The 25,132-nt window shown below is 75.4% G+C and carries 26 protein-coding genes and 1 pseudogene; 15 read left to right on the forward strand and 12 right to left on the reverse strand.

Going from position 1 to position 25,132, the window contains the following annotated elements; genetic code table 11:
* Window positions 1-85: 85 nt before the first annotated feature.
* Window positions 86-1,000: an NAD-dependent epimerase/dehydratase family protein gene (locus KDL28_RS19570; protein WP_252440717.1), complete on the reverse strand. Its 915-nt coding sequence runs from the start codon at window positions 998-1,000 to the stop codon at window positions 86-88.
* Between the two features lie 284 nt (window positions 1,001-1,284).
* Here KDL28_RS19570 and KDL28_RS19575 point away from each other — a divergent pair, with 284 nt between their 5' ends.
* The 6 genes from KDL28_RS19575 to KDL28_RS19600 all read left to right on the forward strand — a co-directional run bounded on the left by KDL28_RS19575 (window position 1,285) and on the right by KDL28_RS19600 (window position 7,383).
* Window positions 1,285-1,800, forward strand: coding sequence for a bifunctional DNA primase/polymerase (locus tag KDL28_RS19575; protein ID WP_252440719.1), 516 nt, complete (start codon window positions 1,285-1,287; stop codon window positions 1,798-1,800).
* Between the two features lie 612 nt (window positions 1,801-2,412).
* Window positions 2,413-3,624 carry a DUF445 domain-containing protein gene (locus tag KDL28_RS19580; RefSeq protein ID WP_252440854.1) on the forward strand — a complete coding sequence of 404 codons (1,212 nt, stop codon included), beginning with the start codon at window positions 2,413-2,415 and terminating at the stop codon, window positions 3,622-3,624.
* Window positions 3,625-4,961: 1,337 nt separating this feature from the next.
* Window positions 4,962-5,351 (forward strand): helix-turn-helix domain-containing protein, encoded by a 390-nt coding sequence (locus KDL28_RS19585; protein WP_252440856.1) that lies wholly within the window; start codon window positions 4,962-4,964, stop codon window positions 5,349-5,351.
* Window positions 5,352-5,356: 5 nt separating this feature from the next.
* On the forward strand, window positions 5,357-6,208 hold the full coding sequence (locus tag KDL28_RS19590) for a hypothetical protein (protein WP_252440721.1): 852 nt from the start codon (window positions 5,357-5,359) through the stop codon (window positions 6,206-6,208).
* Window positions 6,209-6,529: 321 nt separating this feature from the next.
* Window positions 6,530-6,835 carry a DUF2516 family protein gene (locus KDL28_RS19595; protein WP_252440858.1) on the forward strand — a complete coding sequence of 102 codons (306 nt, stop codon included), beginning with the start codon at window positions 6,530-6,532 and terminating at the stop codon, window positions 6,833-6,835.
* Entirely contained in the window at window positions 6,832-7,383 is a 552-nt protein-coding gene (locus KDL28_RS19600; protein ID WP_252440723.1) for a YbaK/EbsC family protein, read from the forward strand. Before KDL28_RS19595 ends, KDL28_RS19600 begins: the two co-directional genes overlap by 4 nt.
* Before the next feature lie 5 nt (window positions 7,384-7,388).
* On the opposite strand, the gene KDL28_RS19605 is transcribed toward KDL28_RS19600, so the two are convergent.
* On the reverse strand, window positions 7,389-8,072 hold the full coding sequence (locus KDL28_RS19605; RefSeq protein WP_252440725.1) for a hypothetical protein: 684 nt from the start codon (window positions 8,070-8,072) through the stop codon (window positions 7,389-7,391).
* Here KDL28_RS19605 and KDL28_RS42145 point away from each other — a divergent pair.
* The 6 genes and pseudogenes from KDL28_RS42145 to KDL28_RS19630 form a co-directional block, all read left to right on the forward strand.
* Window positions 8,043-8,123: pseudogene (locus tag KDL28_RS42145) on the forward strand (hypothetical protein); the annotation flags it as partial. The gene KDL28_RS19605 and the pseudogene KDL28_RS42145 overlap by 30 nt on opposite strands.
* A 184-nt stretch (window positions 8,124-8,307) precedes the next feature.
* On the forward strand, window positions 8,308-8,586 hold the full coding sequence (locus KDL28_RS19610; RefSeq protein WP_252440727.1) for an ATP-binding protein: 279 nt from the start codon (window positions 8,308-8,310) through the stop codon (window positions 8,584-8,586).
* Window positions 8,583-9,233, forward strand: a complete 651-nt coding sequence (locus KDL28_RS19615) for a response regulator (RefSeq protein WP_252440729.1) — start codon at window positions 8,583-8,585, stop codon at window positions 9,231-9,233. Before KDL28_RS19610 ends, KDL28_RS19615 begins: the two co-directional genes overlap by 4 nt.
* A 76-nt stretch (window positions 9,234-9,309) precedes the next feature.
* On the forward strand, window positions 9,310-10,689 hold the full coding sequence (locus KDL28_RS19620) for an alpha/beta fold hydrolase (protein ID WP_252440731.1): 1,380 nt from the start codon (window positions 9,310-9,312) through the stop codon (window positions 10,687-10,689).
* Between the two features lie 126 nt (window positions 10,690-10,815).
* A complete protein-coding gene (gene lon / locus KDL28_RS19625; protein ID WP_252440733.1) occupies window positions 10,816-13,131 on the forward strand; it encodes an endopeptidase La in 2,316 nt (771 codons plus the stop codon).
* Between the two features lie 102 nt (window positions 13,132-13,233).
* Window positions 13,234-13,662, forward strand: a complete 429-nt coding sequence (locus tag KDL28_RS19630) for a TIGR03667 family PPOX class F420-dependent oxidoreductase (RefSeq protein WP_252440735.1) — start codon at window positions 13,234-13,236, stop codon at window positions 13,660-13,662.
* Window positions 13,663-13,737: 75 nt separating this feature from the next.
* On the opposite strand, the gene purU is transcribed toward KDL28_RS19630, so the two are convergent.
* Together purU and KDL28_RS19640 are read right to left on the reverse strand one after the other, a co-directional pair.
* Window positions 13,738-14,616, reverse strand: coding sequence for a formyltetrahydrofolate deformylase (purU, locus tag KDL28_RS19635; RefSeq protein WP_252440738.1), 879 nt, complete (start codon window positions 14,614-14,616; stop codon window positions 13,738-13,740).
* A 64-nt stretch (window positions 14,617-14,680) separates the two neighbouring features.
* The gene (locus tag KDL28_RS19640; RefSeq protein ID WP_252440740.1) at window positions 14,681-15,190 is read right to left on the reverse strand and encodes a DUF2505 domain-containing protein; all 510 of its coding nucleotides are present in this window, start codon (window positions 15,188-15,190) and stop codon (window positions 14,681-14,683) included.
* Window positions 15,191-15,214: 24 nt separating this feature from the next.
* Here KDL28_RS19640 and KDL28_RS19645 point away from each other — a divergent pair, with 24 nt between their 5' ends.
* The 3 genes from KDL28_RS19645 to KDL28_RS19655 all read left to right on the forward strand — a co-directional run bounded on the left by KDL28_RS19645 (window position 15,215) and on the right by KDL28_RS19655 (window position 17,784).
* Complete coding sequence (locus KDL28_RS19645; RefSeq protein WP_252440742.1) at window positions 15,215-16,252, forward strand: UDP-N-acetylmuramate dehydrogenase; 1,038 nt, start codon at window positions 15,215-15,217, stop codon at window positions 16,250-16,252.
* A gap of 86 nt (window positions 16,253-16,338) precedes the next feature.
* Window positions 16,339-17,535, forward strand: a complete 1,197-nt coding sequence (locus tag KDL28_RS19650; RefSeq protein ID WP_252440744.1) for a L,D-transpeptidase — start codon at window positions 16,339-16,341, stop codon at window positions 17,533-17,535.
* A 39-nt stretch (window positions 17,536-17,574) separates the two neighbouring features.
* Window positions 17,575-17,784, forward strand: a complete 210-nt coding sequence (locus tag KDL28_RS19655) for a hypothetical protein (protein ID WP_252440746.1) — start codon at window positions 17,575-17,577, stop codon at window positions 17,782-17,784.
* 389 nt (window positions 17,785-18,173) lie between these two features.
* On the opposite strand, the gene KDL28_RS19660 is transcribed toward KDL28_RS19655, so the two are convergent.
* The 8 genes from KDL28_RS19660 to KDL28_RS19695 form a co-directional block, all read right to left on the reverse strand.
* Window positions 18,174-18,911: an SDR family NAD(P)-dependent oxidoreductase gene (locus KDL28_RS19660; protein WP_252440748.1), complete on the reverse strand. Its 738-nt coding sequence runs from the start codon at window positions 18,909-18,911 to the stop codon at window positions 18,174-18,176.
* A gap of 29 nt (window positions 18,912-18,940) precedes the next feature.
* Window positions 18,941-19,192 (reverse strand): DUF2530 domain-containing protein, encoded by a 252-nt coding sequence (locus KDL28_RS19665; protein WP_252440750.1) that lies wholly within the window; start codon window positions 19,190-19,192, stop codon window positions 18,941-18,943.
* A gap of 177 nt (window positions 19,193-19,369) precedes the next feature.
* Entirely contained in the window at window positions 19,370-20,317 is a 948-nt protein-coding gene (locus KDL28_RS41580) for a glycoside hydrolase family 16 protein (protein WP_252440752.1), read from the reverse strand.
* A gap of 199 nt (window positions 20,318-20,516) precedes the next feature.
* Window positions 20,517-21,407, reverse strand: a complete 891-nt coding sequence (locus tag KDL28_RS19675) for a glycoside hydrolase family 16 protein (RefSeq protein WP_252440754.1) — start codon at window positions 21,405-21,407, stop codon at window positions 20,517-20,519.
* On the reverse strand, window positions 21,404-22,063 hold the full coding sequence (locus KDL28_RS19680) for a hypothetical protein (protein ID WP_252440756.1): 660 nt from the start codon (window positions 22,061-22,063) through the stop codon (window positions 21,404-21,406). The genes KDL28_RS19675 and KDL28_RS19680 overlap by 4 nt, the downstream gene beginning before the upstream one ends.
* A 4-nt stretch (window positions 22,064-22,067) precedes the next feature.
* Complete coding sequence (locus KDL28_RS19685) at window positions 22,068-23,249, reverse strand: VldE C-terminal domain-containing protein (protein ID WP_252440758.1); 1,182 nt, start codon at window positions 23,247-23,249, stop codon at window positions 22,068-22,070.
* Between the two features lie 3 nt (window positions 23,250-23,252).
* Window positions 23,253-24,125, reverse strand: coding sequence for a hypothetical protein (locus KDL28_RS19690; RefSeq protein WP_252440759.1), 873 nt, complete (start codon window positions 24,123-24,125; stop codon window positions 23,253-23,255).
* Window positions 24,122-25,084, reverse strand: a complete 963-nt coding sequence (locus tag KDL28_RS19695; protein ID WP_252440760.1) for a hypothetical protein — start codon at window positions 25,082-25,084, stop codon at window positions 24,122-24,124. Before KDL28_RS19695 ends, KDL28_RS19690 begins: the two co-directional genes overlap by 4 nt.
* Window positions 25,085-25,132 lie beyond the last annotated feature (48 nt).

Here is a 25,132-nt window from a genome sequence, read left to right on the forward strand (position 1 = left end):
GGAGCTCCTCGAGGCCGGTGACCCCACGGGGGTCACCGGCCTCGGTGCGTTCCGGGGTGGCGCCGTCGCGGACCCGACGCGACGCTCAGCTGAGCGCGGGCCCCAACCAGTCGGCGGTGATCGCGATGCCCTCATCCACCCCGCGCGGGGCGTAGCCGAGCGCCCGCGCCCCGCTGTCGTCCACCCGCACCGGCGGGAACTTGCCGTAGACCTCCGAGCGCCGGGCGAACGTGCCTGCGCCGTCGGGCAGCGTGGCGCCCGGCGGCAGCGTCTCCACCCGCCGTCCGCCGGTCCGGTCGGCGAAGGCGTGCAGCACCCGCCCGAAGGAGGCGGCCTCCCCGCACAGCACGTACCGCCGCCCCGGCTCGCCCCGGTCCAGCGCCAGCAGGTGCCCGGCGGCGGCGTCCTCGGCCAGCACCCAGCCCACCCGCGAGTCCACGATCACCGGCTCGTCGCCGCGGGCGGCGGCCAGCAGCAGCTCGTTGTAGGACTCCGGGCCGCGCGGGCTCGGTCCGTAGATGCCGGTCGGGCAGGCGACCACGGTCTCGATGCGCCCGTCGGCGAGCACCAGCGCCTCGGCGGCCGCCTTGCTCGTCGAGTACGGGTCGGTGAGGGCGGGCGGGCCCGCGGGCTCCTCGGCCACCACGCCGTCGGCGTCGATGATCGCCGCGCTGCTGCTGGTGAGCACGAACCGCTCGGCGCCCGCCGCGACCGCCGCCTCCAGCGCCCGGCGGGTGCCCTCGACGTTGGCCCAGCGGGTCTGCTCCGCGGTGCCGCCCACCGCACCGGCCGCGTGCAGCACGCCGGTGCACCCCCGGGCCGCCCGGGCCAGTGCCTCCTCGTCGGCCAGGTCGGCCACCGCGACGTCGACGCCGGGCGGCAGCACCGCCGCGGCCCGCTGCGCGTCGCGCACGACCGCGCGCACGTCGCGGCCCTCCCGCACGGCCAGCGCGACCAGCGCGCTGCCCAGGTACCCGCCTGCTCCGGTGACCATCAACATGGCGCCATCGTGGCAGTCACCGCTGACCGACGGCGCCCCGCGACGACCGGTTCCGCGCCGTGGTCGGGCGAGGTTGCCACCGCCGGTCTCCGTTCGCCCTCCGTTCATCCGGCCCGTCACCGATGCCGAGCGGTTTTGTCAAGAGGCAAAATCCGCTCGTCTCGGCGTGCGGCGCGGTCGTCGCTGTGGCCTCCACTACCCGTTCCCGACCCGTCATGCTCGGTGTTGAGCCTCACAGAACACGCCGAACGGCAGGGGTTCACGAGACGCATCGGAGGTCCGGGATGTCCGGCTGGGACAGCTACCGCACCGTGTACTGCGCGGAGCTGCGCGCCGCAGCCCGTGAGTTCGACGACCACGGCTGGCCCGTCGTGGTGCAGGGCGACGACACGGTGCTCCTGATCACCGGTGCGGCGTTGGACGTCCTCGAGGTGCCCGCCGCCGACGGCAAGCGGATGTGCGTGATCCTGCGCGACGCCGGCGCCGTGGTGCCGGTCGCCGCCACCCCGACGGGGTCCTGGTGGTACCCGATCACCTCGGGCGCCGCCCTGCCCACCGAGCTGCGCGACGTCGACGGCGTGCGGCTGCACACCGCGGGCGCCACCGTGCTGGCCCCGCCCTCCACCGTCCCCGACGGCTGGGTGCACTGGCGGGTCTCCCCGGCCCTGACCGGCTACCGCGTGCCCCCCGCCGACCTGATCCTGAGTGCCGCCGTGGACTCCGTCCGCCGCCGCGCCGACCTCGACCGCAACCCGGGTGCCCAGCGGCCCGCGGAGATGGTCGCGATGGGCGGGCGGTAACGACACCGCAAGAGCCGGTTCCCCGGCCCACCTCCCGCTGACGCGGCTCGTCGCGCCGCGCCGGGAGGTCCGGGGAAGCCGGTGGTGCGGCGCCCGAGGGGGCACTTCTCCCTCGTCGCGCGGCCGCACCACAAAACGTGGCCGGGGTCGGTGGAACACCACCGACCCCGGCCAGACCCACTTCCCGGCACGGCGCGGGCCGAACGCCGCGCCCCCCCCCCCCCGCGGGGGGGGGGGGGGGGCGCCCCCCCCCCCCCCCCCGGCCAGACCCACTTCCCGGCACGGCGCGGGCCGAACGCCGCGCCACCGCGGCGCTGCCCCCGGCCGGGCCCGCCTGCCCGGCGACCGGGCACCGGGAGCCGGGACGGGCCGTGGGGCGGGAACCCCGGACCAGCGCGACCGCGCCGCGCGGCGGCCGTCCCGACGCCCGATCATCGGCCGGACGGGCAAGATGGGCATGTGCAGAATCCCGGGTCCACCCGATCGGGCGTGAACGCCCCCGAGGCCTCGCCCCCCGAAACCGGCCGCGGTCGCCGCTCCGTCCCGATCGTCGAGGTCGGCCTGGGTTTCGGCCGGGTCGACGCGGCCACCAAGGCCAAGGACCTGCGGCGGATGAAGATGTTCGCCACCGGGCTGCTGCTCGCCGCGACCGTCGTCTTCCTGCTGGCCCGCATCTGGGAGGTCAACGACGGCCCCACCTGGATCGGCTACGTCCGGGCCACCGCCGAGGCCGGCATGGTCGGCGCGCTGGCCGACTGGTTCGCCGTCACCGCGCTGTTCCGCCACCCCCTCGGCCTGCCCATCCCGCACACCGCGATCATCCCGACGAAGAAGGACGCCTTGGGCGACAGCCTGGGCGACTTCGTCGGCGAGAACTTCCTCTCCGAGGACGCCGTGCGCGCCCGCCTGGCCGGCGTCGACATCTCGGCCAGGGTCGGCACCTGGATCGCCCAGCCGGAGAACGCCGACCGGATCACCGCCGAGCTGGCCACGGCCGCCCGCGGCGTCGTCACCGTCCTGCGCGACGACGACGTCCAGGAGGTCATCGAGCAGGTCCTGGTGCGCAAGCTGCTGGAGAAGGAGATCGGCCCACCCCTGGGCACGGTCCTGCAGGGCGTCCTCGCCGACGGCTCCCACCGCCGCCTGGTCGACCTGGTCATCGACCGCGCCTACGACTGGATCGCCGCCAACCAGGAGATGGTGCTGCGGATCGTGCAGGACCGGGCCCCGAGCTGGTCGCCGCGCTTCGTCGACTCCCTCATCGCCGACCGGGTGTTCCTGGAGGTGCAGAACTTCGCCTGGGCGGTCAAGACCGACCCAGAGCACCCGCTGCGCAAGGCCGTCGACACGTTCCTCGTCGAGTTCGCCACCGACCTGCAGAACGACCCCGAGACCATCGAGAAGGCCGAGCGGATCAAGCACCAGATCGTCGAGCAGCCCGAGGTCCAGCGCTTCATCGGCCAGGCGTGGGGCACCGTCAAGGCCCTCATCCTCGACGCCGCCGCCGACCCGTCCAGCGCCCTGCGCACCCGCGTCCGCGACGGCCTGGTCGCCTTCGGCGAGCGCCTCGACTCCGACCCCGAGCTCCGCGGCAAGATCGACGGCTGGATCGCCGACGCCGCCGGCTACGTGGTGCGCCACTACCGCCACGAGATCACCACCCTGATCACCGACACCATCGCCAAGTGGGACGCCGAGGAGACCTCCCGCAAGATCGAGCTCCAGGTCGGCCGCGACCTCCAGTTCATCCGCATCAACGGCACCGTCGTGGGCGCGTTGGCGGGCCTGCTCATCTACACGATCAGCCATCTCCTGATCGGCTAGCCCCAGGCCTCGCTTGAGCGAATGGCGCTCTCGCCCAAGCAGGTGGGTCGAGCGGCCCTCCCGCTCGGGGTGGAGGGGACGAGAGCCACTCTCGCCCCGCCATATGACACGAGAGTCACTCTCGCTCGGCTGTGTGGGACGAGAACCACTTTCGCTCTGCTACCTGGGACGAGAGCCACTTTCGCTCGGCTGTGTGGGACGAGAGCCGCTCTCGTCCGGTGCGCAACGGGAGTCGCTCTCGTTCTATCGGGCGCGCCGAAAGCCGCGCTCGTCTCGACCGCGCGCGACGAAGTCGCGTTCGTCTCGCTCGATGCGGCGCGCAGCGCCGTGAGGCGAGGGAACGCCGGGGCGCGTCAGCGCCCCGCTCCTGTCCCGAGGCCCCTGCCGTCACGTCGGCGCGCTCAGACGTGCGCGCCCGGAAGGCCCCCGCACCCTCCGCTGCCGACCGCAGCGCGTGGATGCCAGGCGTGCGGGGGTTTTCCGGGCGTGCAACCCTGGGCGGGTCGGCGTGAGGGCAGGGGCCGGGCCCCCTGCTTGATCCGAGGCCGCCCGCCGCGCAGGCGCGCTCTTCACCTGTCCATGAGCTGAGCCTCGGGCCGGGCGCGCCGCCCGCCAACGCTGCGGCCTACTGCGCCTCCGCGGCGGGCGACCTCAGCTCCAGCAGGGGGAGAAGTACTCCCCTGCCGCCACCTCGATCCGCCCATCGAAGCACCTCCGTCACCGACCCGCACCCCACCACCACCCGCCTTCGGCGGGCGCCGGGTGCCGCCGCTTCCCGGCTCCGCTTCGCTGCGCCGTCCGCGGCTCCGAACACGTGGCGGGGTGCGGGCCGGCGCCGGAGGCGCTGCGCCGTGCGCGCCGAGGCGACGGCAGGGGAGCACTTCCGGGGGTGGGCGGCTGCGCGCCCGGGGGCTCGCCCCGGCTCGCGGCGCTGCGCGCCGCCTCGCCCGGGGCGCGAGCGCGACTCTCGTCCCGTCCGGCGAGCGAGTGGCGCGGCGGGCCAGTCTCCTTGGGCGGGAGCGCCGTTGGCTCAACCCGGGCGGGAGGTGCCGGGCGAGCGAACGGCGCGGCGGGCAGGCTTCGTTGGGCGAGAGCGCCGTTCGCTCACGTTGAGGTCGCCAATGCCCAGGTCAGCGGGGCGAGAGTGGCTCTCCGCGACCCCGTCCCGCCCGTCGAATGCGCTACCACGAGTAAGCCTCGTCACGACTGCAAGCAGAGTGCTTGCAGGAGCTAGCACTCGCGGGTAGCGTCGTCGGTGACGGAACGAGGTGGGGTACGTGGCAACCGGTAAGGGCGACAACGCGGTCGGCCAGGCTGTCGAGCACGTCGGGCAGGCCGTGGGGCAGGCCGTGGGCGACATCGGTGCCTACATCCGCAGCCAGCGCGAGGGCGCGCAGGTCTCGCTCCGCCAGCTCGCGAGGACGGCGGGGGTCAGCAACCCCTACCTGAGCCAGATCGAGCGCGGTCTGCGCAAGCCGTCCGCGGAGATCCTGCAGCAGATCGCGAAGGGGCTGCGGATCTCGGCGGAGGTGCTGTACGTGCGGGCCGGGTTCCTCGACGAGCGGCCGGCCGGTGCCGTCGTGGACGCCGTGCTCGCCGACCCCGATCTCACCGAGCGCCAGAAGCAGGTGCTTCTGGACGTCTACCAGTCGTTCCGGCGGGAGGGCGCGGATGTCGCCCCCGCCGACCCGACGCCGACCCACCCGAACACGATCCACCAGGAGTGATCACCATGGCAGTCCAACTGCCCACCGCCGCGGACGTCCGCAAGGCCCGTGAGCAGGCCGCGAAGAACGCCGCCGCCCAGGCCGAGGTCGCCCGCACCCCGCTGCTCGCCGTGCTCGGCGCGAGCGAGGTCGCTTTCAGCGCGGTCAGCAAGGCCGCCGCGGTCGCCGCCGACCGGGCCGCCGACGCCCGGGCCCGGGCCGCCGCGCAGGCCGAGGGCGTGCAGCAGCGCGTCGTCGAGCTGCCGCAGCGCCTGCGCCGCGAGGACCTGCGCGACGACGTCCGCAAGGCCGTCGCCGACCTGCAGAAGCAGCTCGAGGTCGCCTACGCCGAGTTCGCCAAGCGCGGCGAGGCGACGTGGGGCAAGATCCGCACCCAGCCGCAGGTCAAGCAGGCCATCTCCACCCTGGAGTCCTACACCGAGCAGCTCGACGCCCGGCTCGACACCTGGGTCGACGACGCGCACGACGCCGCGGAGAAGGCCCTCGAGGTCGTCACCCGGCAGACCCGCTCCAGCGGCGAGCGCTGGGCGCAGGCCACGCAGCGGTTCTCCGGCCAGGCCGCGCAGAAGGTCGCCGAGGTCTCGGCGGACGCCTCGAAGACCGTCGCCGAGACCGGCGCAGAGCTGGCCGGCGAGATCAGCGAGACCGGGGCCGAGGTCGCCCACGAGACCCGCAGCACGACCCGGCGCGCCGCCAACCGCACCGCGCCGAAGGACGAGCCGAAGACGCCGTCCACCCCGGCGTCGGCCGCGGCGAAGTCGGAGCCGGTGGCCAAGGCCCCGGCCAAGGCGCCGGCCAAGCCGGCCGCCCGCAAGCCGGCCGCCAACCGCACCAGCACCCCCAAGTCCGGTAGCTGAGCGGTAGCCGCACTCGAACGCGCCCCGGGTCACCCCCGGGGCGCGTTCGCGCGTCCGGGCGCGCCCGGCCCTGGCGGGCAGGGCATTCGGCTGAATCACGCCACCCGGAGAACGGGTGGGCGGCGCTCCCGATCACCGGCCGACCTTCCTGCCCGGTGGGGCCCCGGACGGGTGCGACCTGCGCGGATGCCGATCGCCCAGGCCCCTCGACCCGGTGGCTGGAGCCCGTGCCGCCTGGCGCATCACGCCCCTCGCGGGGCCGGTGTTCGCGCCCCGGGGATGTGCGGTGGGCCCGGCCGCACGTAGTCTGTTCGTGTGAGCCTGTGGTACACCCTCGATCAGTGGGTCTTGTTCGGAGTGTGGCTGCTGGCCATCCCCGTCGGCGGCTTCGCGTTCGTGCACGCCCTCATGCAGCGCGCCGACGCCTTCACCGCGGCCGACAAGCTGACCAAGCCTGCCTGGCTGGGGATCACCGGCGCGAGCCTGCTGGTCCTGATCGTCTTCCAGTACGGTCCGCGCAGCAGCGGAGCCCTGTTCTGGATCGCGGGCCTGGTCGCCGTGCTCGTCTACATCGTCGACGTGCGCCCGGCCGTGGTGCGCGTGCAGGGTGGCGGCCCCCGCTGGTGAACGACTGGTCCGTCCTGGGCACGCTCACCGCGGTGCCCGCGCTCGACCGCCCCGACCTCCTCGGCGACCCGGTCGCGCACGCCCTCAAGCTCCTCGACCCGGCCGACGCCGCGCTCGTCGGGGTCGCCGAGATCGACCCCGAGCTGGCCGACACCGCCGCTTTCTGCGCGGCCTACGGCTCCCCGATGGACGGCTCGGCCAACTGCGTGGTCGTCGCCGGTCGCCGCGGCGAGGTCACCCGCTACGCGGCCTGCCTGGTGCTGGCCAGCACCCGGGCCGACGTCAACGGCCTGGTCCGCAAGCGGCTCGACGCCCGCAAGGCGTCCTTCGCGCCGATGGACGACGCCGTCGCGCTGACCGGGATGGCGTACGGCGGCATCACCCCGATCGGCCTCCCGGCGGACTGGCCGGTCCTGGTCGACCCGGCGGTGGCCGCCACGGCCGCGGTCGTCATCGGCAGCGGGGTGCGCCACTCCAAGCTCGCCCTGCCCGGCGAACTGACCGCCCGCCTCCCGGGCGCCGAGGTCGTCGAGGGACTGGGTCGGTAGTCCGCCTACCACCGGGTGCGCACCCGGACTACGTCCGTGCGTTGACGCGCCCGCCCGCTACGGCGACGTACGGTCGTCCCGTGCCCGCCACCCGGCTCCCCACCCGGACGCTCCTGGCTGACGTCGCGCTGGCCGCCGCGCTCGGCGCCGTGATGTCGGGGCCGTACTACGGGGCGGTCGGCGGGCCGGTCGGTCCCGGTGGGCCGCTCGCGCTCGCCCTGATCGGCGTGGCAGTCGCGGCCGTCGTCGCGCGCCGGATGGCGCCGCTCGTGGCGCTGGGCGTGGCCACGGCGGCCGTCGCCGCCCATCTGGCGGTCGGGCTGCCGGACGGGCCGATCCTGCTCGCCGTGCCCGTCTGCGCGTATTCGGTCGGTGCCCATCGCCCGATCCGGCCGGCGCTGGTCGCGTGCGCGGTGAGTGCTGCCGTCCTCGTCGTCGCCGACGTCGTCGACGGGGCGCAGTGGCCGTCGCTCGTGGCGGCGGCGACCGAGTGGGGCGTGGTCTGCGGGCTCGCACCGTGGGCGGTCGGCACGGTCGTGCAGTTGGAGCGCCGCTCGGCCCGTGTAGCGCGGGCCGAGGCGCACCGGCAGGAGGCGCTGCAGGAACGGCTGCGCACCGCGCACGACGTGCACGACATCGTGGGGCACGGCCTGGCGGCGATCGCCATGCAGGCCGGCGTGGCGCTGCACATCCTCGACCGTTCGCCCCAACGGGCCCGCGAGGCGCTCGTCGCCATCCGGCGCAGCAGCCGCGACGCGCTCGACGAGCTCCGGGCCACGCTCGCGCTGTTCCGCGCCGCCGACGACGACGGCGCGTCGACACCGGACCTGGACGGGATCGACGTCCTGGTCCGGCGCACGTCCGAGGCGGGGTCTACCGGTCCACCTCGACCCGTCCGGGGCTCCCGGGCCGCTGCCGGCGAGCGTGCAGCTCGCCGCCTACCGGATCGTGCAGGAGTCGCTGACCAACGCGCTGCGCCACGCCGGCCCCGCGACCGCGGCTGTGCGCCTCGACCGGACCGACGACGAACTGGTCGTCGAGATCGTGGACACCGGCCGCGGCGACCGCGGGAAGGGCGACGGCCTGGGCATCACCGGCATGCGGGCGCGCGCCGAGGCGCTGGGCGGCACGCTCGACGCCGCCGGCGCCGACGGGGGCGGTTTCGCGGTGCGGGCGCGGCTGCCGGTGCGGGGCCGGGCGTGATCACCCTGCTGGTCGCCGACGACCAGGCGCTCGTCCGGATGGGCGTGCGGATGCTGGTCGAGGGCGAGGACGACATCGTCCTGGTCGGGGAGACGGGCGACGGGCGGCGGGCGGTCGAGCTCGTCCGCGCCCACCACCCGGACGTCGTGCTGATGGACATCCGGATGCCGGGCCTCGACGGCATCGGCGCGCTCCGCGAGGTCGTGGCCGACCCCGACCTCGCCGCCACCCGCGTCGTGATGCTCACGACCTTCGAGCTGGACGACTACGTCTTCGAGTGCCTGGCCGCCGGGGCCGCCGGTTTCCTGGTCAAGGACGCCGAGCCGGGTGAGCTGCTGCAGGCGGTGCGGGTCGTCGCGGCGGGCGGGTCGCTGCTGTCGCCGTCGGTGACCCGCCGGGTGATCGCCGAGTTCGCCGACGGCAGGCGCCGGCGCACCGCGCACCCCCGCATCGGGACCCTGACCGAGCGCGAAGCCGAGGTCGTCGGGCTGGTGGGCGAGGGGCTGTCCAACGACGAGATCGCTGAACGGCTGTTCCTCAGCCCGGCGACGGTGCGCACGCACGTGGGGCGGGCGATGACCAAGCTGGAGGCCAGGGACCGGGCCCAGCTCGTGGTGTTCGCGGTGCGGTCAGGGCTGGCGCGGTAGTACGTCGAACCGCGTAGCCCGGCGGTCGCGCCCGCGCTGACGCGCTGCGCGGGCGGTGGCCGCGACGATCGTCGGCATGCTGCCGGCCCGATCCGCTCCCGTGCACGTCGCCGGCCTGGTGGCCGCGGCGTGCGGCTGCTTCCTGCGCTACCTGGTCGGGCAGGACACCTCGGTCCTGCCGCTCGACGCGCTGGTCGTCGGCGCCGTCGCGCTGGTCGTCGCGCTGGTGCGCCGTCGCTGGGGCCCGGTCGTCGGGATGGTCGTGGCGGCCCATCCGCTGACCACCCACGACGTGCTCGGCCCGGTGCTGCAGCCCGCCGGTCCGACCGAGCTCGTGGCAGCGCTGCTCGTGGCGGTCGGCGTCGGCGTCGCTCTCGCCGCTGGGGTCGTCGCGGTGGCCCGCCCCGCTCCCCGGCCGGGCGGGCGGTGGGCGCTGCCGGCGGCGGTCGGGGTGCTGGGGCTGCTGGTGGTGGCGGTGGCCGGGTACGTGGTGCGCAACACCACGTACGCGAGCTGGGACGCGGCCCGCGTCGAGCGGGCGGGGTTCGTCGAGCGGCGGGTCGAGGTCGGGGGCACGGCGATGAACTACGCCGAGGGGCCGGACAACGGGCCGCCGCTGCTGCTGGTCCACGGCCAGCTGACGGACTGGCGGAGCTGGAGCCGAGTGCTGCCCGGGCTGGCGCAACGGTTCCACGTCTTCGCCGTCGACTGCCCCGGGCACGGGGCGTCGGACCGGCTGCCGGGCGGGTACACCGCCGAGGCGCTGGTGGCCGGCACGGCCGGGTTCGTCCGGCAGGTCATCGGCGAGCCGGTGGTCGTGGTGGGGCACTCCTCGGGCGGCCTGGTCGCGGCGGGCCTGGCCGCGGACGCGCCCGATCTGGTGCGCGCGGCCGTTCTGGAGGACCCGCCGCTGTTCTCCTCGGTCCTGCCCCGGGCGCGCCACACCTTCAACCACGTCGACCTCGCCTCGACCGCGCACGGGTTCCTGCGCAGCGGTCGGACGGACTTCACCTCCTACTACATCGCGCACACCGCGGTGTGGGACCTGTTCGGTCCCGGCGGGGCGAACCTGCGCGAGCGCGCGCTGGAGCGGCGAGCCGCCCGTCCCGACGAGCCGCTGAGCCTGTGGATGCTGCCCCCGACGGTCAACGAGCCCTACCGGGCCATGCCCGAGTACGACCCGCGCTTCGGCGAGGCCTTCTTCGACGGGTCCTTCCACCGAGGCTTCGACCACGCCGTGGTCCTGCGGCGGATCACCGCGCCGGTCGTCCTGGTCCACGCGAGCTGGAGCTACGACGCGAACGGCGTCCTGCTGGCCGCCATGGACGCCGACGATGCGCGGCGTGCGCGCTCGCTGCTGCGCGACGTGGAGTTCCACGAGGTCGACACCGGGCACGGCTTCCACGTGGAGGACCCGGAGCGCTTCCTGGACCTCGTGCTGCCCCTCGGGCGGTGACCCCGGTCCTGTGCACGTTCCTCCGAACCGGAGTTGAGTCGAGGTCGCTCACGATAGCTCTGTTCGCTGCGAGCAGATTTTCTTGAGCGCTGGAACATCGGCAACGCTGTAACGGTTGTGCAGGACATGACAGAGACGCTGAAGCTGCCGGTGCTTCCGCTCGCCGACTCGGTGGTGCTGCCCGGCATGGTGGTTCCCGTCCGGCTCGACCAGCCGGAGATCCAGGCAGCCGTCGACGCCGCCGAGAGCGGTGCCGACGCGCGCAGGGTCATCGTTGTTCCCAGGCTGGACGGCCGGTACGCGGCCGTCGGCACGATCGCCGTCCTCGAGCAGGTCGGCAGGCTCCCCAGCGGGGAGCGCGCCGCGGTCGTCCGCGGCGAGGGCCGCGCCCAGATCGGCTCCGGGGTGACCGGGCCGGGCGCCGCACTGTGGGTCGAGGCCACACCCATCGAGGACCCGCCGGCCACCGGTCGGGCCCTGGAGCTGGCCAAGGAGTACAAGGCGCTGGTCGTCGGCATCCTGCAGCAGCGGGGCGCCTGGCAGGTCATCGACTCGGTGCAGCAGACCACCGACCCCGGTGCGCTGGCCGACCTCGCCGGCTGGGCCTCCTGGCTCGACACCGAGCAGAAGGCCGAGCTGCTGGCCGAGGTCGACGTGACCAAGCGGCTGGAGAAGCTGCTGGAGTGGACCAAGGCGCACGTCGCCGAGCAGGAGATCTCCGAGAAGATCGCCAGCGACGTCCGCGAGGGCGTGGAGAAGACCCAGCGCGAGTTCCTGCTGCGCCAGCAGCTGGCCGCCATCCGCAAGGAGCTGGGCGAGGACGAGCCGGAGGGCGCCGACGACTACCGCACCCGCGTCGAGAGCGCCGACCTGCCCGAGCACGTCCGCAAGGCCGCGCTGGCCGAGGTGGGCAAGCTGGAGCGGGCCAGCGACCAGAGCCCCGAGTCGGGCTGGATCCGCACCTGGCTCGACACCGTCCTGGACATCCCGTGGAACACCCGCACCGACGACTCCGACGACCTGGTCGGGGCGCGGGAGATCCTGGACACCGACCACGCCGGCCTCGACGACGTCAAGGAGCGGCTGATCGAGTTCCTGGCCGTGCGGTCGCGGCGCGAGCGCAAGGGCATGGAGAAGGTCGGCGGTCGCGGTTCGGGCGCCGTGCTCTCCCTGGTCGGCCCGCCCGGCGTCGGCAAGACGTCGCTGGGCGAGTCGGTGGCCCGCGCGCTGGGCCGCAAGTTCGTCCGCGTCGCCCTGGGCGGCGTGCGCGACGAGGCCGAGATCCGCGGCCACCGGCGCACCTACGTCGGCGCGCTGCCCGGCCGGATCGTGCGCGCCATCCGCGAGGCAGGCGCGATGAACCCGGTCGTGCTCCTCGACGAGATCGACAAGGTCGGCAGCGACTTCCGCGGCGACCCCACGGCGGCGCTGCTCGAGGTGCTCGACCCGGCGCAGAACCACACGTTCCGCGACCACTACCTCGAGGTCGACCTCGACCTGTCCGACGTGCTGTTCCTGGCCACCGCCAACGCCTACGACACCATCCCCGGCCCGCTGCTGGACCGCATGGAGGTCGTGACGCTGGACGGCTACACCGAGGCGGAGAAGGTCGCCATCGCGCGCGACCACCTGCTGCCCCGGCAGATCGAGAAGGCCGGGCTCGACCCGTCGGACGTCGAGTTCTCCGACGTGGCGCTGGGCATGATCGCCGCCGAGTACACCCGGGAGGCGGGCGTGCGGCAGCTGGAGCGGGGCCTGGCCAAGGTCCTGCGCAAGGTCGCGGTGTCCCTCGACTCGGGCACCGAGGCGCCCGTGCACGTCGACGCCGACGCCCTGGTCACCTACCTGGGCCGGCCGAAGTTCACCCCGGAGTCGGCCGAGCGCACCTCGGTCCCGGGCGTGGCGACCGGTCTGGCCGTCACCGGAGCCGGTGGCGACGTGCTGTTCATCGAGGCCACCGCCATGGACGGCGAGCCGGGCCTGACCCTGACCGGTCAGCTGGGCGATGTCATGAAGGAGTCGGTGTCGATCGCGCTGAGCTACCTGCGCAGCCGCGGCCTGGCCGGCGACCTGGCCTCGAAGAAGCTGCACGTGCACGTGCCGGCGGGCGCGGTCCCGAAGGACGGCCCGAGCGCGGGCATCACGATGACCACCGCGCTGGCCTCGCTGGCCAGCGGGCGGCCGGTGCGGTCCTCGGTGGGGATGACCGGTGAGGTCACCCTGCAGGGCAAGGTCCTGCCGATCGGCGGGGTCAAGCAGAAGCTGCTGGCCGCGCACCGGGCCGGGCTGACCGACGTGATCATCCCCAAGCGCAACGAGCCCGACCTGGACGACCTCCCCGAGAGCGTCCGCGGCGAGCTGCGCATCCACCCCGTCGCGGACGTCGCCGACGTCCTCGACCTGGCCCTGGAGCCCGCCCCCGCGGCGGTCACCGCGGCCTGACCCACCCCCGACCCCTCGACCGGACCCCCGTCGCCTCCCGTGCGGCGGGGGTCCTCCCGTCCGCGCCGGAATGCCGGTTGACGGCCGGGGGTTCGCCTTGGCATGACTGTGCTCCCGGACACATCGACCGAGTTCGGCTCGCGGGTGGAGCGCCGCCTCCGCGACGAGGTCGTCGCCTGGATGACCCTCGTCGACCCCGGCGGCAGCCCGCAGCCCGCCCCCATCTGGTTCCTCTGGGACGGGGCGACGGCGCTGGTCAACAGCGACAGGAACGCCAAGCGGCTGACCCACCTGCGGCGCAACCCCAAGGTGGCCCTGCACCTGGACGGCGACGGCCGCGGCGGCGACATCGTCGTACTGACCGGCGAGGTCGTCGTCGACGCGACGGCCCCCGCGCCGCCCGACAACCAGCCCTACCTGGCCAAGTACGGCGAGCAGATCACCGGTGGGCTGTGGGGGACCGCCGAGGTGTTCGCCCAGACCTACAACGTCGCCCTGCGTTTCACCCCGCACCGCGTCCGCGGCCACTGACCCCCGTCGAGAACGACGTCGCTGTCGTTGGACCGGGCCAGAACGACGACGGGTTCGTTCTCGACGGGGGTCGGGCTAGTGGAAGACGACGGTCTTGTTGCCGTGCACCAGCACCCGGTCCTCGACGTGCCAGCGCAGGCCGCGGGCCAGCACCAGGCGCTCGATGTCGCGGCCGCGGCGGACCATGTCCGCCGCGGTGTCGCCGTGGTCGACGCGGATGACGTCCTGCTCGACGATCGGGCCGGCGTCCAGGTCCGGCGTCACGTAGTGGCAGGTGGCGCCGATCAGCTTGACGCCACGGGCGTAGGCCTGGTGGTAGGGCCGGGCGCCGACGAAGGACGGCAGGAAGCTGTGGTGGATGTTGAGCACCCGCCCGGCCCACCGCAGGCACAGCTCGGGCGGCAGGATCTGCATGAACCGGGCCAGCACCACGGCGTCGGGGTTGCCGGCGTCGACGACGTCGGCGACCCGCTGGAACGCGGCGGCCTTGCCCGCCGGGTCGCCGGTGGGGAACGGCACGTGGTGGAACGGCACGCCGTGGGCGCGGACGATGTCGCCCAGGTCGTCGTGGTTGCCGACGACGGCGGCCAGCCGGACGGGCAGCTCACCGGTCGCGACCCGGCCCAGCAGGTCGTGCAGGCAGTGGGCTTCGCGGCTGACCAGCAGCACCACCCGCTTGGGCACGCCGGTGTCGGTGACGGTCCAGGTGGCTCCGCCGAGCTCGTCGGCGATGGCGGCGAAGCGGCGCCGCAGCTCGGCGACGTCGTAGGGCAGCGAGGCCGCCCGCACGACCTGGCGGGTGAAGAACCAGCCGGTCTGCGGGTCGGAGTGGTAGCCGGCCTCGGTGATCCAGCCGCCGTCGGCGGCCAGGAAGGCGGAGATGCGGGCGACGATCCCGGTGGTGTCGGGGCAGCTGAGGGTGAGCACGTAACGGCGTTCGGTGGCGGGGTCCACCGCGAGATCGTGTCACCACCGGCCGGGGCGGCGCTGTGGCCTGCGCCGCACCCGGGCGTGCACTTCAGGTGGGACGCCGCGCGAGCCACTCCTCGGTGAACCCGGTCTCGGCGGCGAGCAGCTTCACCACCTGCTCGGCGATCATCGACTCGAGCTTCCCGCCGAGGAACGGCACGTTGACCGTGATCCGGGCGCGCACGGCGAACTCGCTGCCCGCCGCCGCGTCGGCCAGCCGCATGGCGCCGGTCGCGGCGACCGGCGTGCCGGGCACCCGCACGTCGACGTCGCCGCGGTAGCCGCCGATGTCGGTGTCGGGGCGCAGGCACTCGGCGCGCTCGATCATCAGGTCGCCGGGGATCAGCGTCTGCACCAACGGGGGGAGCAGTTGCCTGTCCAGCCCCTGCCGCAGCCGGTACCGCACGCCGTCGCCGTCGGGGGAGTGCTCCAGCAGCTCGGCGCCCTTGCCGCCCATCCGGGCCAGCCGGGCCCGCAGGTACTCGGGGTCGGCCATCACGGCGTACACGCGGTCCGCCGGGTACGGCGAGGTGGACCGGTGGTCGATCGGGCGGGGCATGGGCGGAGGCTACCGTTGGACCCCGTGCCGGTTCCCGACGTGGCGTCCGCCCTCGCCCCGCTGACCACCTTGCGCCTGGGCGGTCCCGCCCGCCGCGTCGTCGAGGCCACCAGCGCCGCGGCCGTCGTCGAGGCGGTGCGCGACGCCGACGCGGCCGGTGAGCCGCTGCTGCTGCTCGGCGGCGGGTCCAACGTCGTCGTCGCCGACGAGGGGTGGCCCGGCACCGTCGTGCGGGTGGCGAGCACCGGCCGCGAGGTCCTCCGCCGCCCGGACGGTTCGGTGCTGCTGACCGTCGAGGCGGGCGAGGAGTGGGACGACGTGGTGGCTGCCGCCGTCGCCGACGACCTGGGCGGGCTGGAGTGCCTGTCCGGCATCCCCGGCCGGACGGGCGCGACCCCGGTGCAGAACGTCGGGGCGTACGGGGTGGAGGTCGCCGACCTGCTGGTCGACGTCGACCTCTACGACCGGGGCGCCGGCGCCGTCCGCGCCCACGTGCCCGCCGCGGAGCTCGGCCTGGGCTACCGCACCAGCGTGCTCAAGGGCCGCGACGACGCGGTGGTGCTGCGGGTGCGGTTCGCGCTGCCCGGCGACGCGGCCAGCGCCCCGATCCGCTACCCGGAGCTGGCCCGCGCCCTGGGCGTCCAGCCCGGCGCGCGGGTGCCGGCCGCGGCGGCCCGGGGGGCCGTGCTGGGCCTGCGCCGGGGTAAGGGCATGGTGCTCGACGCCGACGACCACGACACCTGGAGCGCCGGGTCCTTCTTCACCAACCCGGTGCTGGCCGAGGCCGACGTGCCCGACGGCGCCCCGCGCTTCCCCGCCGGGCCGGGGATGGCGAAGGTACCCGCGGCGTGGTTGATCGAGCAGGCGGGCTTCCGCCGCGGCCACCCGGGTCCGGGTGGCCGCGCGGCCCGGTCCGGCCAGCACGTGCTCGCCCGCACCCACCGCGGCGGGGCCACGGCCGCCGACCTCCTGGCGCTGGCCAGGGAGGTGCGCGACGGTGTCCGGGAGGCGTTCGACATCACCCTGGGCGCCGAGCCGGTCCTGGTCGCCTGCGCCCTGTGACGGCGTAGCTTCGGGTGCGGGGGCAACCCCGGAGGGAACTGGACGTCCTATCACGTGCAGTCGCGTGGGGGGAGCCTGGGGGAGCGATGCGTCGGATCCTGTTGATCCTGGCCGTGGTGGTGATCGGCTCGCTGGGCGTGGTGACGGCCGCGTCGGGCGGCCAGTTGCCGACCGGGGGGCCGTCCGCGGCCCCGTCCGGGCCGGGCGAACCCGACGGGCGGGCCCCGGCCGCGCCGGCGGTGCTCGCGTACGCGCCGGCGGCGGGCGCGGCCGACAGCTCGCCAGCCGAGCCGGCCACGGTCTCGGTCACCGGCGGCACGCTGACCGACGTCACGCTGGAGAACGCCGAGGGTGAGGCCGTCGAGGGCGAGTTCAACGCCGAGCGCACCAGCTGGAGCACGACCGAGCCGCTGGGCTACGACGCCACCTACACCTGGTCCGGCACCGCCACCGGCGGCGACGGCGCCACGGTGCCGCTGGCCGGGTCGTTCGGCACGCTCACGCCGGAGAAGGTCGTCCGCGGCCAGATCAACATCGGCGACGACCGCACGGTCGGCGTGGCCGCGCCGATCCGCATCCAGTTCAACGACCACGTCGAGGACCGCGCCGCCGTCGAGAAGGCGCTGAAGGTCGAGACGTCCACGCCGGTCGAGGGCTCCTGGGGCTGGCTGCCCGACGAGGGCGGCGGCTCCCGGGTCGACTACCGGCCCAAGGAGTACTGGCCCGCCTACACCGACGTCACCGTCACCGCCGACCTCTACGGCGTGGCCTACGGCGACGGCCGCTACGGCGCCGCCGACGTCACCAGCTCCTTCCGGATCGGCCGCGAACAGATCGTCAAGGCCGACGCCGCGAGCTACCGGATGCTCGTCTTCCGCGACGGCCAGCAGGTCGCCGACTACCCGGCCAGCTACGGGCTCGACTCCGACCCCGACCGCAACACCCGCTCGGGCATCCACGTGGTCAGCGAGAAGTTCACCGACAAGCGGATGACCAGCGAGCGCTACGGCTACGACCTGATCGAGAAGTGGGCCGTGCGGATCAGCAACAACGGCGAGTTCGTGCACGCCAACCCGGCGTCGGCGGCCGCGCAGGGTTCGGCGAACGTCTCGCACGGCTGCATCAACCTCTCGACAGAGGACGCCAAGGCCTACTACGACACCGCGATCTACGGCGACCCCGTCGAGGTCAGCGGCACGGGCGTGGAGCTGAGCCCGCGCGACGGCGACATCGCGGACTGGACCTACTCCTGGGACGAGTGGACGCGGATGTCGGCGCTCTGACCGGTTTCCGGACCGCCCGGCCGGGGGTACGCCCCGGCCATGAGCACTCCGGAGGACCTGGCCGCGACCCGCGCCGAGCCGCTGCCCGAGGAGCGGGTCGCCGAGACCGGCGACGAGGACCGCGTCGCCGAGGCGAGCGAGATCCTGCGCGACTCCGAGGAGCGGGTCGCCGAGGTCCTGGACGGCAACGCCCCGGCCGACGCGGCCGACGAGCGCCGCACCAGCGAAGAGACCGCCGTCGAGCCCTGACCCGCCGCTGAGCGGCCGGCGCCCTCGCCCAACACGGCCGGCCCAGCGCCCCATTCGCCCGGCGCAAGCCGGGACGAGAGTCGCGCTCGTTCGAGAAGACGCAACGAGAGTCGCTCTCGCCCACCGGGACGCAACGAGAGCCGCTCTCGCGCGCCACGGAAGGCCTCTCCTCGGTGGCCCAGGCCTCGGTTCGCTTGAGCGAGCGGCGCTCTCGCCCGACCTGACCAGCCCACCGCGCTACTCGCTCGGCCGACCGCGCCACCCCTGGCCGAGCGACCGGCGCCCTGGGCCAACCGGCTTGGCCGGCCGCGCCGCTCGCTCGCCCGGCGAGGCGGTGCGCAGCGGCGGCGAGCCGTGCGCCCGGACCGGACGAGAGCGGCGCGCCGCCGTCAGGGCTCCCGGTGGGCCCGGGAGGCGTTGTACTGGGCCCGCGGCTTGATCACGATCTGGTCGAGGTTGACGTTGCTCGGCCGGGTGGCCGCGAAGGCGATCACGTCGGCGACGTCCTCGCCGGTCAGCGGCGTGATGCCGCGGTACACGGCGTCGGCGCGCTGCTGGTCGCCCTCGAACCTGACCAGCGAGAACTCCGTCTCCACCAGGCCGGGCAGGATCTCGGTGAGCCGCACCGGCTGGCCGAGCAGCTCGCCGCGCAGCGTGCGGTGCAGCATCGCCTGGGCGTGCTTGGCCCCGGTGTAGCCGGCGCCGTTGTCGTAGGGCTCCAGGGCCGCGATCGAGGTCACCGTGATGATGTGGCCGTCGCCGGAGGCCAGCAGGGCCGGCATCAGCGCCTTGGTGACCCGCAGGCTGCCGATGACGTTGGTCTCGTACATCCACCGCCAGTCGTCCTCGTCGGCCTCGATGACCGGCTCCAGGCCCTTCGCCCCGCCGGCGTTGTTGACCAGCAGCCGGCAGTCCGGGACGGCCGCCGCGAACGCGGTCACCGAGTCGATGTCGGTGACGTCCAGGCGCAGCGCCGTGCCCTCGATCTCGGCGGCGATCTCGGCGCACCGGTCGACCCGGCGGGCCCCCAGGACGACGTGGAAGCCGGCCGCGGCCAGTGCGCGGGCGGTGGCGGCTCCGATGCCGGAGCTGGCCCCGGTGACGACGGCGGTGGGACGGTCGGTCATGCGTGGAGCCTATGCGCCGCCGCGGACGGTCAATCCAGCCCGTCCTGGGCGGTGCGCGAGCCGCGCCGGACGGCGGCGCGCTGCCAGCGGTAGATGCCGTAGCCGAGGCCGCCGACCGCCGTACCGGTGAGGCAGGTGGTGAACAGCACGTCGAGCGGGCGGCCCGTGGTCAGCGACACGACGAGCACGACGATCGTGGCCAGCGCCCAGGCGATGCTGCCGACCAGGGCGATCAGGCCGGGGCGGTTGAGCCCCGGCGACAGCGGCGGCGGATCCTGCACGGGACCAGCCTAGGCCCTGGCCTCCTGACCAGGTGCGCCGAGACGCCCTTGCGCACGGAGCGAGGTAAGGCTAACCTTCGTCTCGTCGCTTCGTGGTGGGAGCGGCGCGTCAGTTCGGGAAACGGAACGGGGTCCCGGCCGGTCGGCCGGGACCCCGTTCCGCGTCCGGGGCGCCCCTCAGGGCGCCGCGTAGATGCGCACCCAGTCGACCTCCATCTGGACCTCCGCCGGGGTGGTGGTGGCCGGGGCGGGCGTCCAGCCGTCCTCGGACGGCCCGATGTCCTGCTGGATCGTCAGCCGCATGGGCCCGGTGGGGATCTTCTGCGGATCGGTCGTGCGGAAGACCTCCTGCCCGTCGACGAACCCGGCGACGTGGTCGGGGGCCCACTCCACGGCGTAGGTGTGCCAGCCGGTGAAGTCGCCCTCCACGGCCACGCCGTCCTGCGAGTTCTGGGCCCCGTAGTGCACGACGAAGTTGGTCTCGCTGCGGTCGGGGTGCGGCGTGTCCAGGAAGTCGATCTCGCCGCCGATCGGCCAGTCCTCACCGTCGGGCCAGAGCAGGATCGCCGGCCGGTAGCCCGCCCCGGCCTCGGTGCGCGCCCGCACCTCCCAGCGCCCGTAGGTCTGCCCGGGCTGCCAGCCCATGCCGCCCGAGGTGAGGCCGCGGCTGGTGACCTTCAGCGTGCCGCCGGAGACGGTCAGGTTGGACGCGGAGCGCTGCCCGACCGCACCGGCCGCCCCACCCTCGTACGGCTGCCAGGTGAGCGGGTTGAGCGCCGTGCCGTCGAACTCGTCGGCCTGCAGGAGCGGCCAGCTGTACCGGGCCGCCGCCTCGGTGCCCGCGGGGATCGTCGGGTCGAGCTCGAACCGGCCGCCGGGCAGCGCCGTCGCCGCGTAGTCCGCCCGGTCGCCGGTGTCGGACCGGGCCGAGTCCGCGGTCTGGGCGCGGTCGACGGCCGCGCTGGTCCGCGGCGCGGGGTCCGGCCAGAACCCCACGACCAGGAACAGCGCCAGCCCCAGCCCCAGCACGATGGTGAGCAGCAGCGTGAGGATGATCGTGCCCCAACGCGGTGGTCGTGGCTCCGCGTACGGGTGGACTACCGCGAGTTCGTGGGTGTCGGGCACGCAGGCACCCTAAGGTCGCGGCGTCGGCGCGGGGCCGCCGATGCGGCGAGCCGCACCGGCGTGCGGCCAGCGCCAGTGCCAGATCGGTCGGGCGGCGGCGCGCGGCGACGACGCGCCGCGGGGGCCGCCGTTCCCGGCGGCATCCGCGCCGCTGATCGCACTGGGCGTGTCCCGCGTGGCGCAGCTCGCCGCGGTGGTGTCAGCGGTCGCCGCGGTCCTCGCGGTCGTCGCGATCGGTCCCGCTCCCGCTGTCGAGCGGGTACTGCATCACCCAGTCGACCTCCATCCGCGACTCCCGCGAGCGCTCGTCCTCGCTGTCGGGGAACCAGTCGAGCTGGACGGCCAGGTGCATCGGGCCGGGCGGGAAGATCTCCTGCTCGGTGGTGCTGAACCACTCCTCGCCGTCGAGGTACGCGGTGATCGACTCCGGGGTCCACTCCAGCGCCCAGTTGTGCCAGGTGGTGGCGTCCACCTCGACCTCGCCGCTGATCTGCGAGTTGTCCGCGCCGTAGTGCAGGAACAGGTTCGTGGTCTGCCGGTCGCCGTCGAGCATCTCCATGAAGTCGATCTCGCCGCCGATCGGGAAGTTCTCCGCGTCCGGCCAGAGCAGCAGCAGCGCGTGGTAGGCGTCGTCGGCCTCCGGGGCGCGGACGCGGCCCTCCCACCGTCCGTACTTCTGGCCGTCGCCCCACGACATGCCCGCGGTGGTGCCGTCCGGGCTGCCGGTGATGATCAGCCGCCCGTCCTCGACGGTCGCCGCCTCCGGGGAGCGCACGCCGTTGCCCTGGTGGCCGGGGCTGTCGTAGACGTTCCAGTCCTCGCCGAGGCCGTCGGTGAAGTGGTCGACGCGGTTCGGCCGTCCCCAGCCGTGCGTGGCGGCGGCGCTGGTGGCGAACCCGGCCGGGGCGTCGTCGTCGGCGGCGTCGTCGGCGGTCCGGTCCTCCCGCGGCGCCTGCTCGGTCTGCACGGCCACGGGGGGCGACTCCGTGGGCCCGGTGTCGCTCAGCGCGGGTGTGCCCAGGACCACCATCAGGCCCAGCCCGGTGGACAGGAAGCGGCGCAGCAGGTCCTCGAGTTCGTCGCGGGTCATCTCGGCTCCAGTCGGTGCTCTCCTGCGGAGAGGTCGGGTGCGGCGGTCGACTCGGCGGCGACCAGCCAGGTGTCGTCGGGTTGCCGGGCCAGCACGACGTGCCGGACCAGGTGCTCGGTGGCGACCGGTCCGCCGCGCGGGCCGGTCGTGGTCTCGATCTCGGCCCGGTAGCCGCGCCGGAGCACGGGGTCCTCGTCGGTCCCGTGCCCGTGGCCCGCCCCCTCGCCGTGGGCCACCGCGACGAGGTCGAGCGCGGTCACCGAGGCGGTGCGCTCCGCGCCGGCCGGCGGCGGGTCGAGCACCAGCACGCCGACGTCGGCGGGCGGGCTGCCGGGTGCGGCGTAGGCGGCGGCGCGCAGGTTGGTGCGCCCGGCGTCGTCGGGGCGGGCGGAGTGCGCGGCGCTCAGGTAGGCGCGGGCGACCGCGACGGGGTCGGTCGGGTCGACGTCGGGGTCGGTCGCCGGGGGCGGTGCCCCGCGGTCGACCGGGCGGGCGTCGAGCGCGAGCCGGTCGTCGGCGCTGAGCACGGCCCCGGGCGGTGGTTCCCCGGACGGCGGCACGCGGTCGGAGCCACCGCCCAGCTGCGCCACGCCGAGCACGGCGAGGACGGCGGCGAGGGTGGCCAGGACGGCGAGGGTCGGGCGGATGCGGCGCACGGCGTCACTCCCGGAAGCTGACGTGGACGTGGTCGTAGTGGCCGCCGGTGGCGTCGCGGACGTCGTAGACCCCGCCGCCGGTGTAGCGCCGGCCCCAGCCGTTCTGGTCGCGCACGCCCGGGTCCCAGTAGCGGCCCTGCCAGATCAGGTACCTGACCTCCAGCGCGTCGGCGTTGTCGCGCAGCCAGTTCGCCACGCGCCAGCCGCTGTCGAGCGCGGCGCCCTTCGCGAACCGGCCCTGCTCCCCGGTGAACAGGTCGCAGGCCCGCCCGCGCGGGTGGTCGCTACGGGGGTTCCAGGCGTGCGCGTCCCAGCAGCCGGCCGAGCGGATCGACGGCCCGTCCTCCCAGCCGCCGAACGCGTCGGCGACCTCGTCGAAGCCGTGCCGGGTGGCGCCGGTCAGGCAGTCGCCGCCGGTCGGGTCGGAGCGGGTGCAGCCGGTGGCGCCGCCGGTCCAGGCGGCCGGGGTGCCGGGACGGCCGGTGACCGCCGCGACGGCGTCGGCGTCGGCGGCGGTGGGGGCGCCGCCCGGGGCGGGGGTCGGCGCGGCGAACCGGTCGAGGTTGGCGTGCACGGCGGCCAGGTAGCGGTGCACGACCTGGGCGCAGCGCTGCGGGCAGTCGGCCTCACCGGGTTCCGGGACGCCGGTCGCGCTGCCGGTCACCCGGGCGCACCCGGCGATGTGGCAGACCAGCATCGCGTCGAGCGGGGCCGTGGGCTTGCCGGTCTCCTCCAGGTGGGTGCTGACCGCCCGCAGGTTCGCGCAGGCCCAGCCGACGCCCACCCGCAGGTGCGCCGCGGCGGTGGTGACCTCGGACCCGGGCGGCGGCGGATCGGCAGGCCACGGCGCCCCGCCCGCGGCGGTCCACGTGCGCTGGTCGAGCTGCAGCAGCCCGGCCGGGGCGCCCGGGCGGTCGCCTGCCAGCCCGGCGTCCCAGCCCGATTCGGCCTGCACCTGGGCCACCACCCACACCGGGGGCAGCTCGGGGCACTCCGTCGCGGTGATCTCGGTGATCAGCGGCAGCGCGTCGCGGGCCGGGGCGGGCACGACGGTGGCCTCGACCCCGGAGACGACGTCGGCGGCGGGCGCCGCCACCGCCGGGACCGGCCCGAGCAGCAGCGCCACCAGCAGGGCGACGACCAGGGCCGGCGCCGCGGGCCGCGCGCCGCGGATGCGGAGTTCCACGGCTCACCCCGCCCGTCCCCGGGCCGCGGCGCGGCGGTCGGCGGCGACGTTGCGCGCCTCGATGGTCTCGTCGTCCTCGTCGCGGGTGGCGCGAGGGGGGCGGGGCGGGGCGGAGCGGACGTCGGTGAGTCGGCGGGGTGGGCGGGTGGTCCGAGCGGGCCCGACCGGTCGGGATGCGCGCTCACCGGCGGGAGCGGTTCGCGGGGTCGGGGTCGCGGCGGTGGGTTCGGGGTCGGTCGAGGGGCGGCGGACCGGGGGAACAGGGGGGACCGGGGCGCAGGGGGCGGAGTCGGGCAGGCGGTGCCGGGCGGGGGCGGCCGCGGGCCTGGGCGACCCGGCGGACTCCGCGGGCCCGACGACGGCGGCGGGCCGCACGGGGGGCGGTGGCGTCGGCCGGTGCGTGCCCCGCCACGGGTCGGCCGCGCGCGGGCGGATCACCATCGGGGGTGCGCTCGCGGCCAGCACGCCGCCGCTGAGCAGCGCCGAGACCAGGGCGCGCAGCGCCTCCGCGTAGGACTGCAGGGGGGCGGTCAGCCGGTCGGCGGGGATGCCGAGCACGTCGCCGGCCTCCGCCGCCCAGTCGTCGATGCGGGGCAGGTCGACCACCGCGCAGTACCGGGTGCGGATCGCGGGCGGCAGGGGCGCGGCGAGGGGCCCGCCGGTGACGACCAGCACCGGGCGCGGCCCGGAGCCGGGGCAGGCCACCACCGCCGCCGCGCGCAGGGACTCCTCGGTGGCGGCGCAGACGACGACGTCGGCCTCCCGGCTGAGCACGCCGCCGTCGCGGGCGTGCAGCGCGGCCGCCAGCGTGCTCGTCCCGACGCCGGTGTCGATGCCGGTGACCAGCGGGGTGCGGGTGGCGGTGGCGGTGGTCATCGGGTGGCCCCGGCGGTGGGTTCGGCGGCGACCGCGGTGGTGGTCCCGGACGTGGGCTCGGCGGGCGGCTCGTCGTCGTCGAGGGCGTGGTCCTCGGGGGCGGGCGCGGGCCGCGCCGGGGCCGCGCCCGGCAGCGGCAGGTCGGCGCCGATCAGCTCCTCCCACGCGTCGACCAGGAGCCGGTCGCCGTCCAGCACCACGGGCACGGTGAGCCGCACCCAGCAGGACGCCATACCGCGCCAGCCGGGTGCGGTGGGCGCCGGGGCCGCGGCCGGGACGCCACCGACCTCGGCGGGCGCGTCGTGCTCCGGCGCGCCCGCCGCGCGCTCGGCCCCGACGGGCCGGTACGGCGTGACGCGCACCCGGACGTCGACGAGCACGCGGCCCTCGCCGTCCGGGCGGACCCGGCCGGGCAGCACGAACTCGGCGCGCTGGCGGCCGCGGCCCGACCAGCCCAGGCGGGTGGGGTCGGTGCCGGTGGCCGGCAGGTAGTCGGCGAGAACGCGGCCGCGGCGGGCCGGGTCGTCCTCGTCCCAGGACAGGTAGTCGGCGGCGAAGGCGCCGGCCAGCGCGGTGGCGTCGGCGCGGTCGGGGTAGGGGACGGGGCCGCCCGGACCGGCGCCGGTCCGCGAGCCCGCGGCCGGACCGGCCACCGGGGGGTAGCCGAAGGGGTTGGTCGGCGGGTCGCCGGGGTAGCGGCGCCGCGGCGCGGAGGGGGTGCGGGCGGGCGGAGGGGGACCGCCGAACGGGCCGGCGGCGGCACCGTCGGACCCGGCGGGCCGGGAGACGGCGGGGAACAGGCCCGTGCCGGGGCCCGCGGCGGGGAACATCCCGGTCGCGGGTCCGCCGGGCGGGGGTGGCGGCGGGCCGGCCGAGGTCGGAGACCAGCGCGGCGGGGCGGGGGCGGGGGTGGACTCGGGGGGTCGGCCGAACAGCCGGAAGCGGGACACGGCGCTCACCGCGGGGAGATCGGGGTCGGTGCGGGTCGCTGAGGCATGGGTCTCTCC

Source organism: Pseudonocardia humida (assembly GCF_023898865.1).
GTDB classification, from domain to species: Bacteria; Actinomycetota; Actinomycetes; order Mycobacteriales; family Pseudonocardiaceae; genus Pseudonocardia; species Pseudonocardia humida.

Coding starts and splice junctions, on each gene's coding strand:
- KDL28_RS19640 (WP_252440740.1), bottom strand. CDS start 15,190: ATGCCCCGCCCGATCGACCACCGGTCCACCTCGCCGTACCCGGCGGAC.
- KDL28_RS19655 (WP_252440746.1), top strand. CDS start 17,575: ATGAGCACTCCGGAGGACCTGGCCGCGACCCGCGCCGAGCCGCTGCCC.
- KDL28_RS19675 (WP_252440754.1), bottom strand. CDS start 21,407: ATGACCCGCGACGAACTCGAGGACCTGCTGCGCCGCTTCCTGTCCACC.
- KDL28_RS19570 (WP_252440717.1), bottom strand. CDS start 1,000: ATGTTGATGGTCACCGGAGCAGGCGGGTACCTGGGCAGCGCGCTGGTC.
- KDL28_RS19575 (WP_252440719.1), top strand. CDS start 1,285: ATGTCCGGCTGGGACAGCTACCGCACCGTGTACTGCGCGGAGCTGCGC.
- KDL28_RS19630 (WP_252440735.1), top strand. CDS start 13,234: ATGACTGTGCTCCCGGACACATCGACCGAGTTCGGCTCGCGGGTGGAG.
- KDL28_RS19580 (WP_252440854.1), top strand. CDS start 2,413: ATGAAGATGTTCGCCACCGGGCTGCTGCTCGCCGCGACCGTCGTCTTC.
- lon (WP_252440733.1), top strand. CDS start 10,816: ATGACAGAGACGCTGAAGCTGCCGGTGCTTCCGCTCGCCGACTCGGTG.
- KDL28_RS19660 (WP_252440748.1), bottom strand. CDS start 18,911: ATGACCGACCGTCCCACCGCCGTCGTCACCGGGGCCAGCTCCGGCATC.
- KDL28_RS19650 (WP_252440744.1), top strand. CDS start 16,339: ATGCGTCGGATCCTGTTGATCCTGGCCGTGGTGGTGATCGGCTCGCTG.
- KDL28_RS19590 (WP_252440721.1), top strand. CDS start 5,357: ATGGCAGTCCAACTGCCCACCGCCGCGGACGTCCGCAAGGCCCGTGAG.
- KDL28_RS19690 (WP_252440759.1), bottom strand. CDS start 24,125: ATGACCACCGCCACCGCCACCCGCACCCCGCTGGTCACCGGCATCGAC.
- KDL28_RS19620 (WP_252440731.1), top strand. CDS start 9,310: ATGCTGCCGGCCCGATCCGCTCCCGTGCACGTCGCCGGCCTGGTGGCC.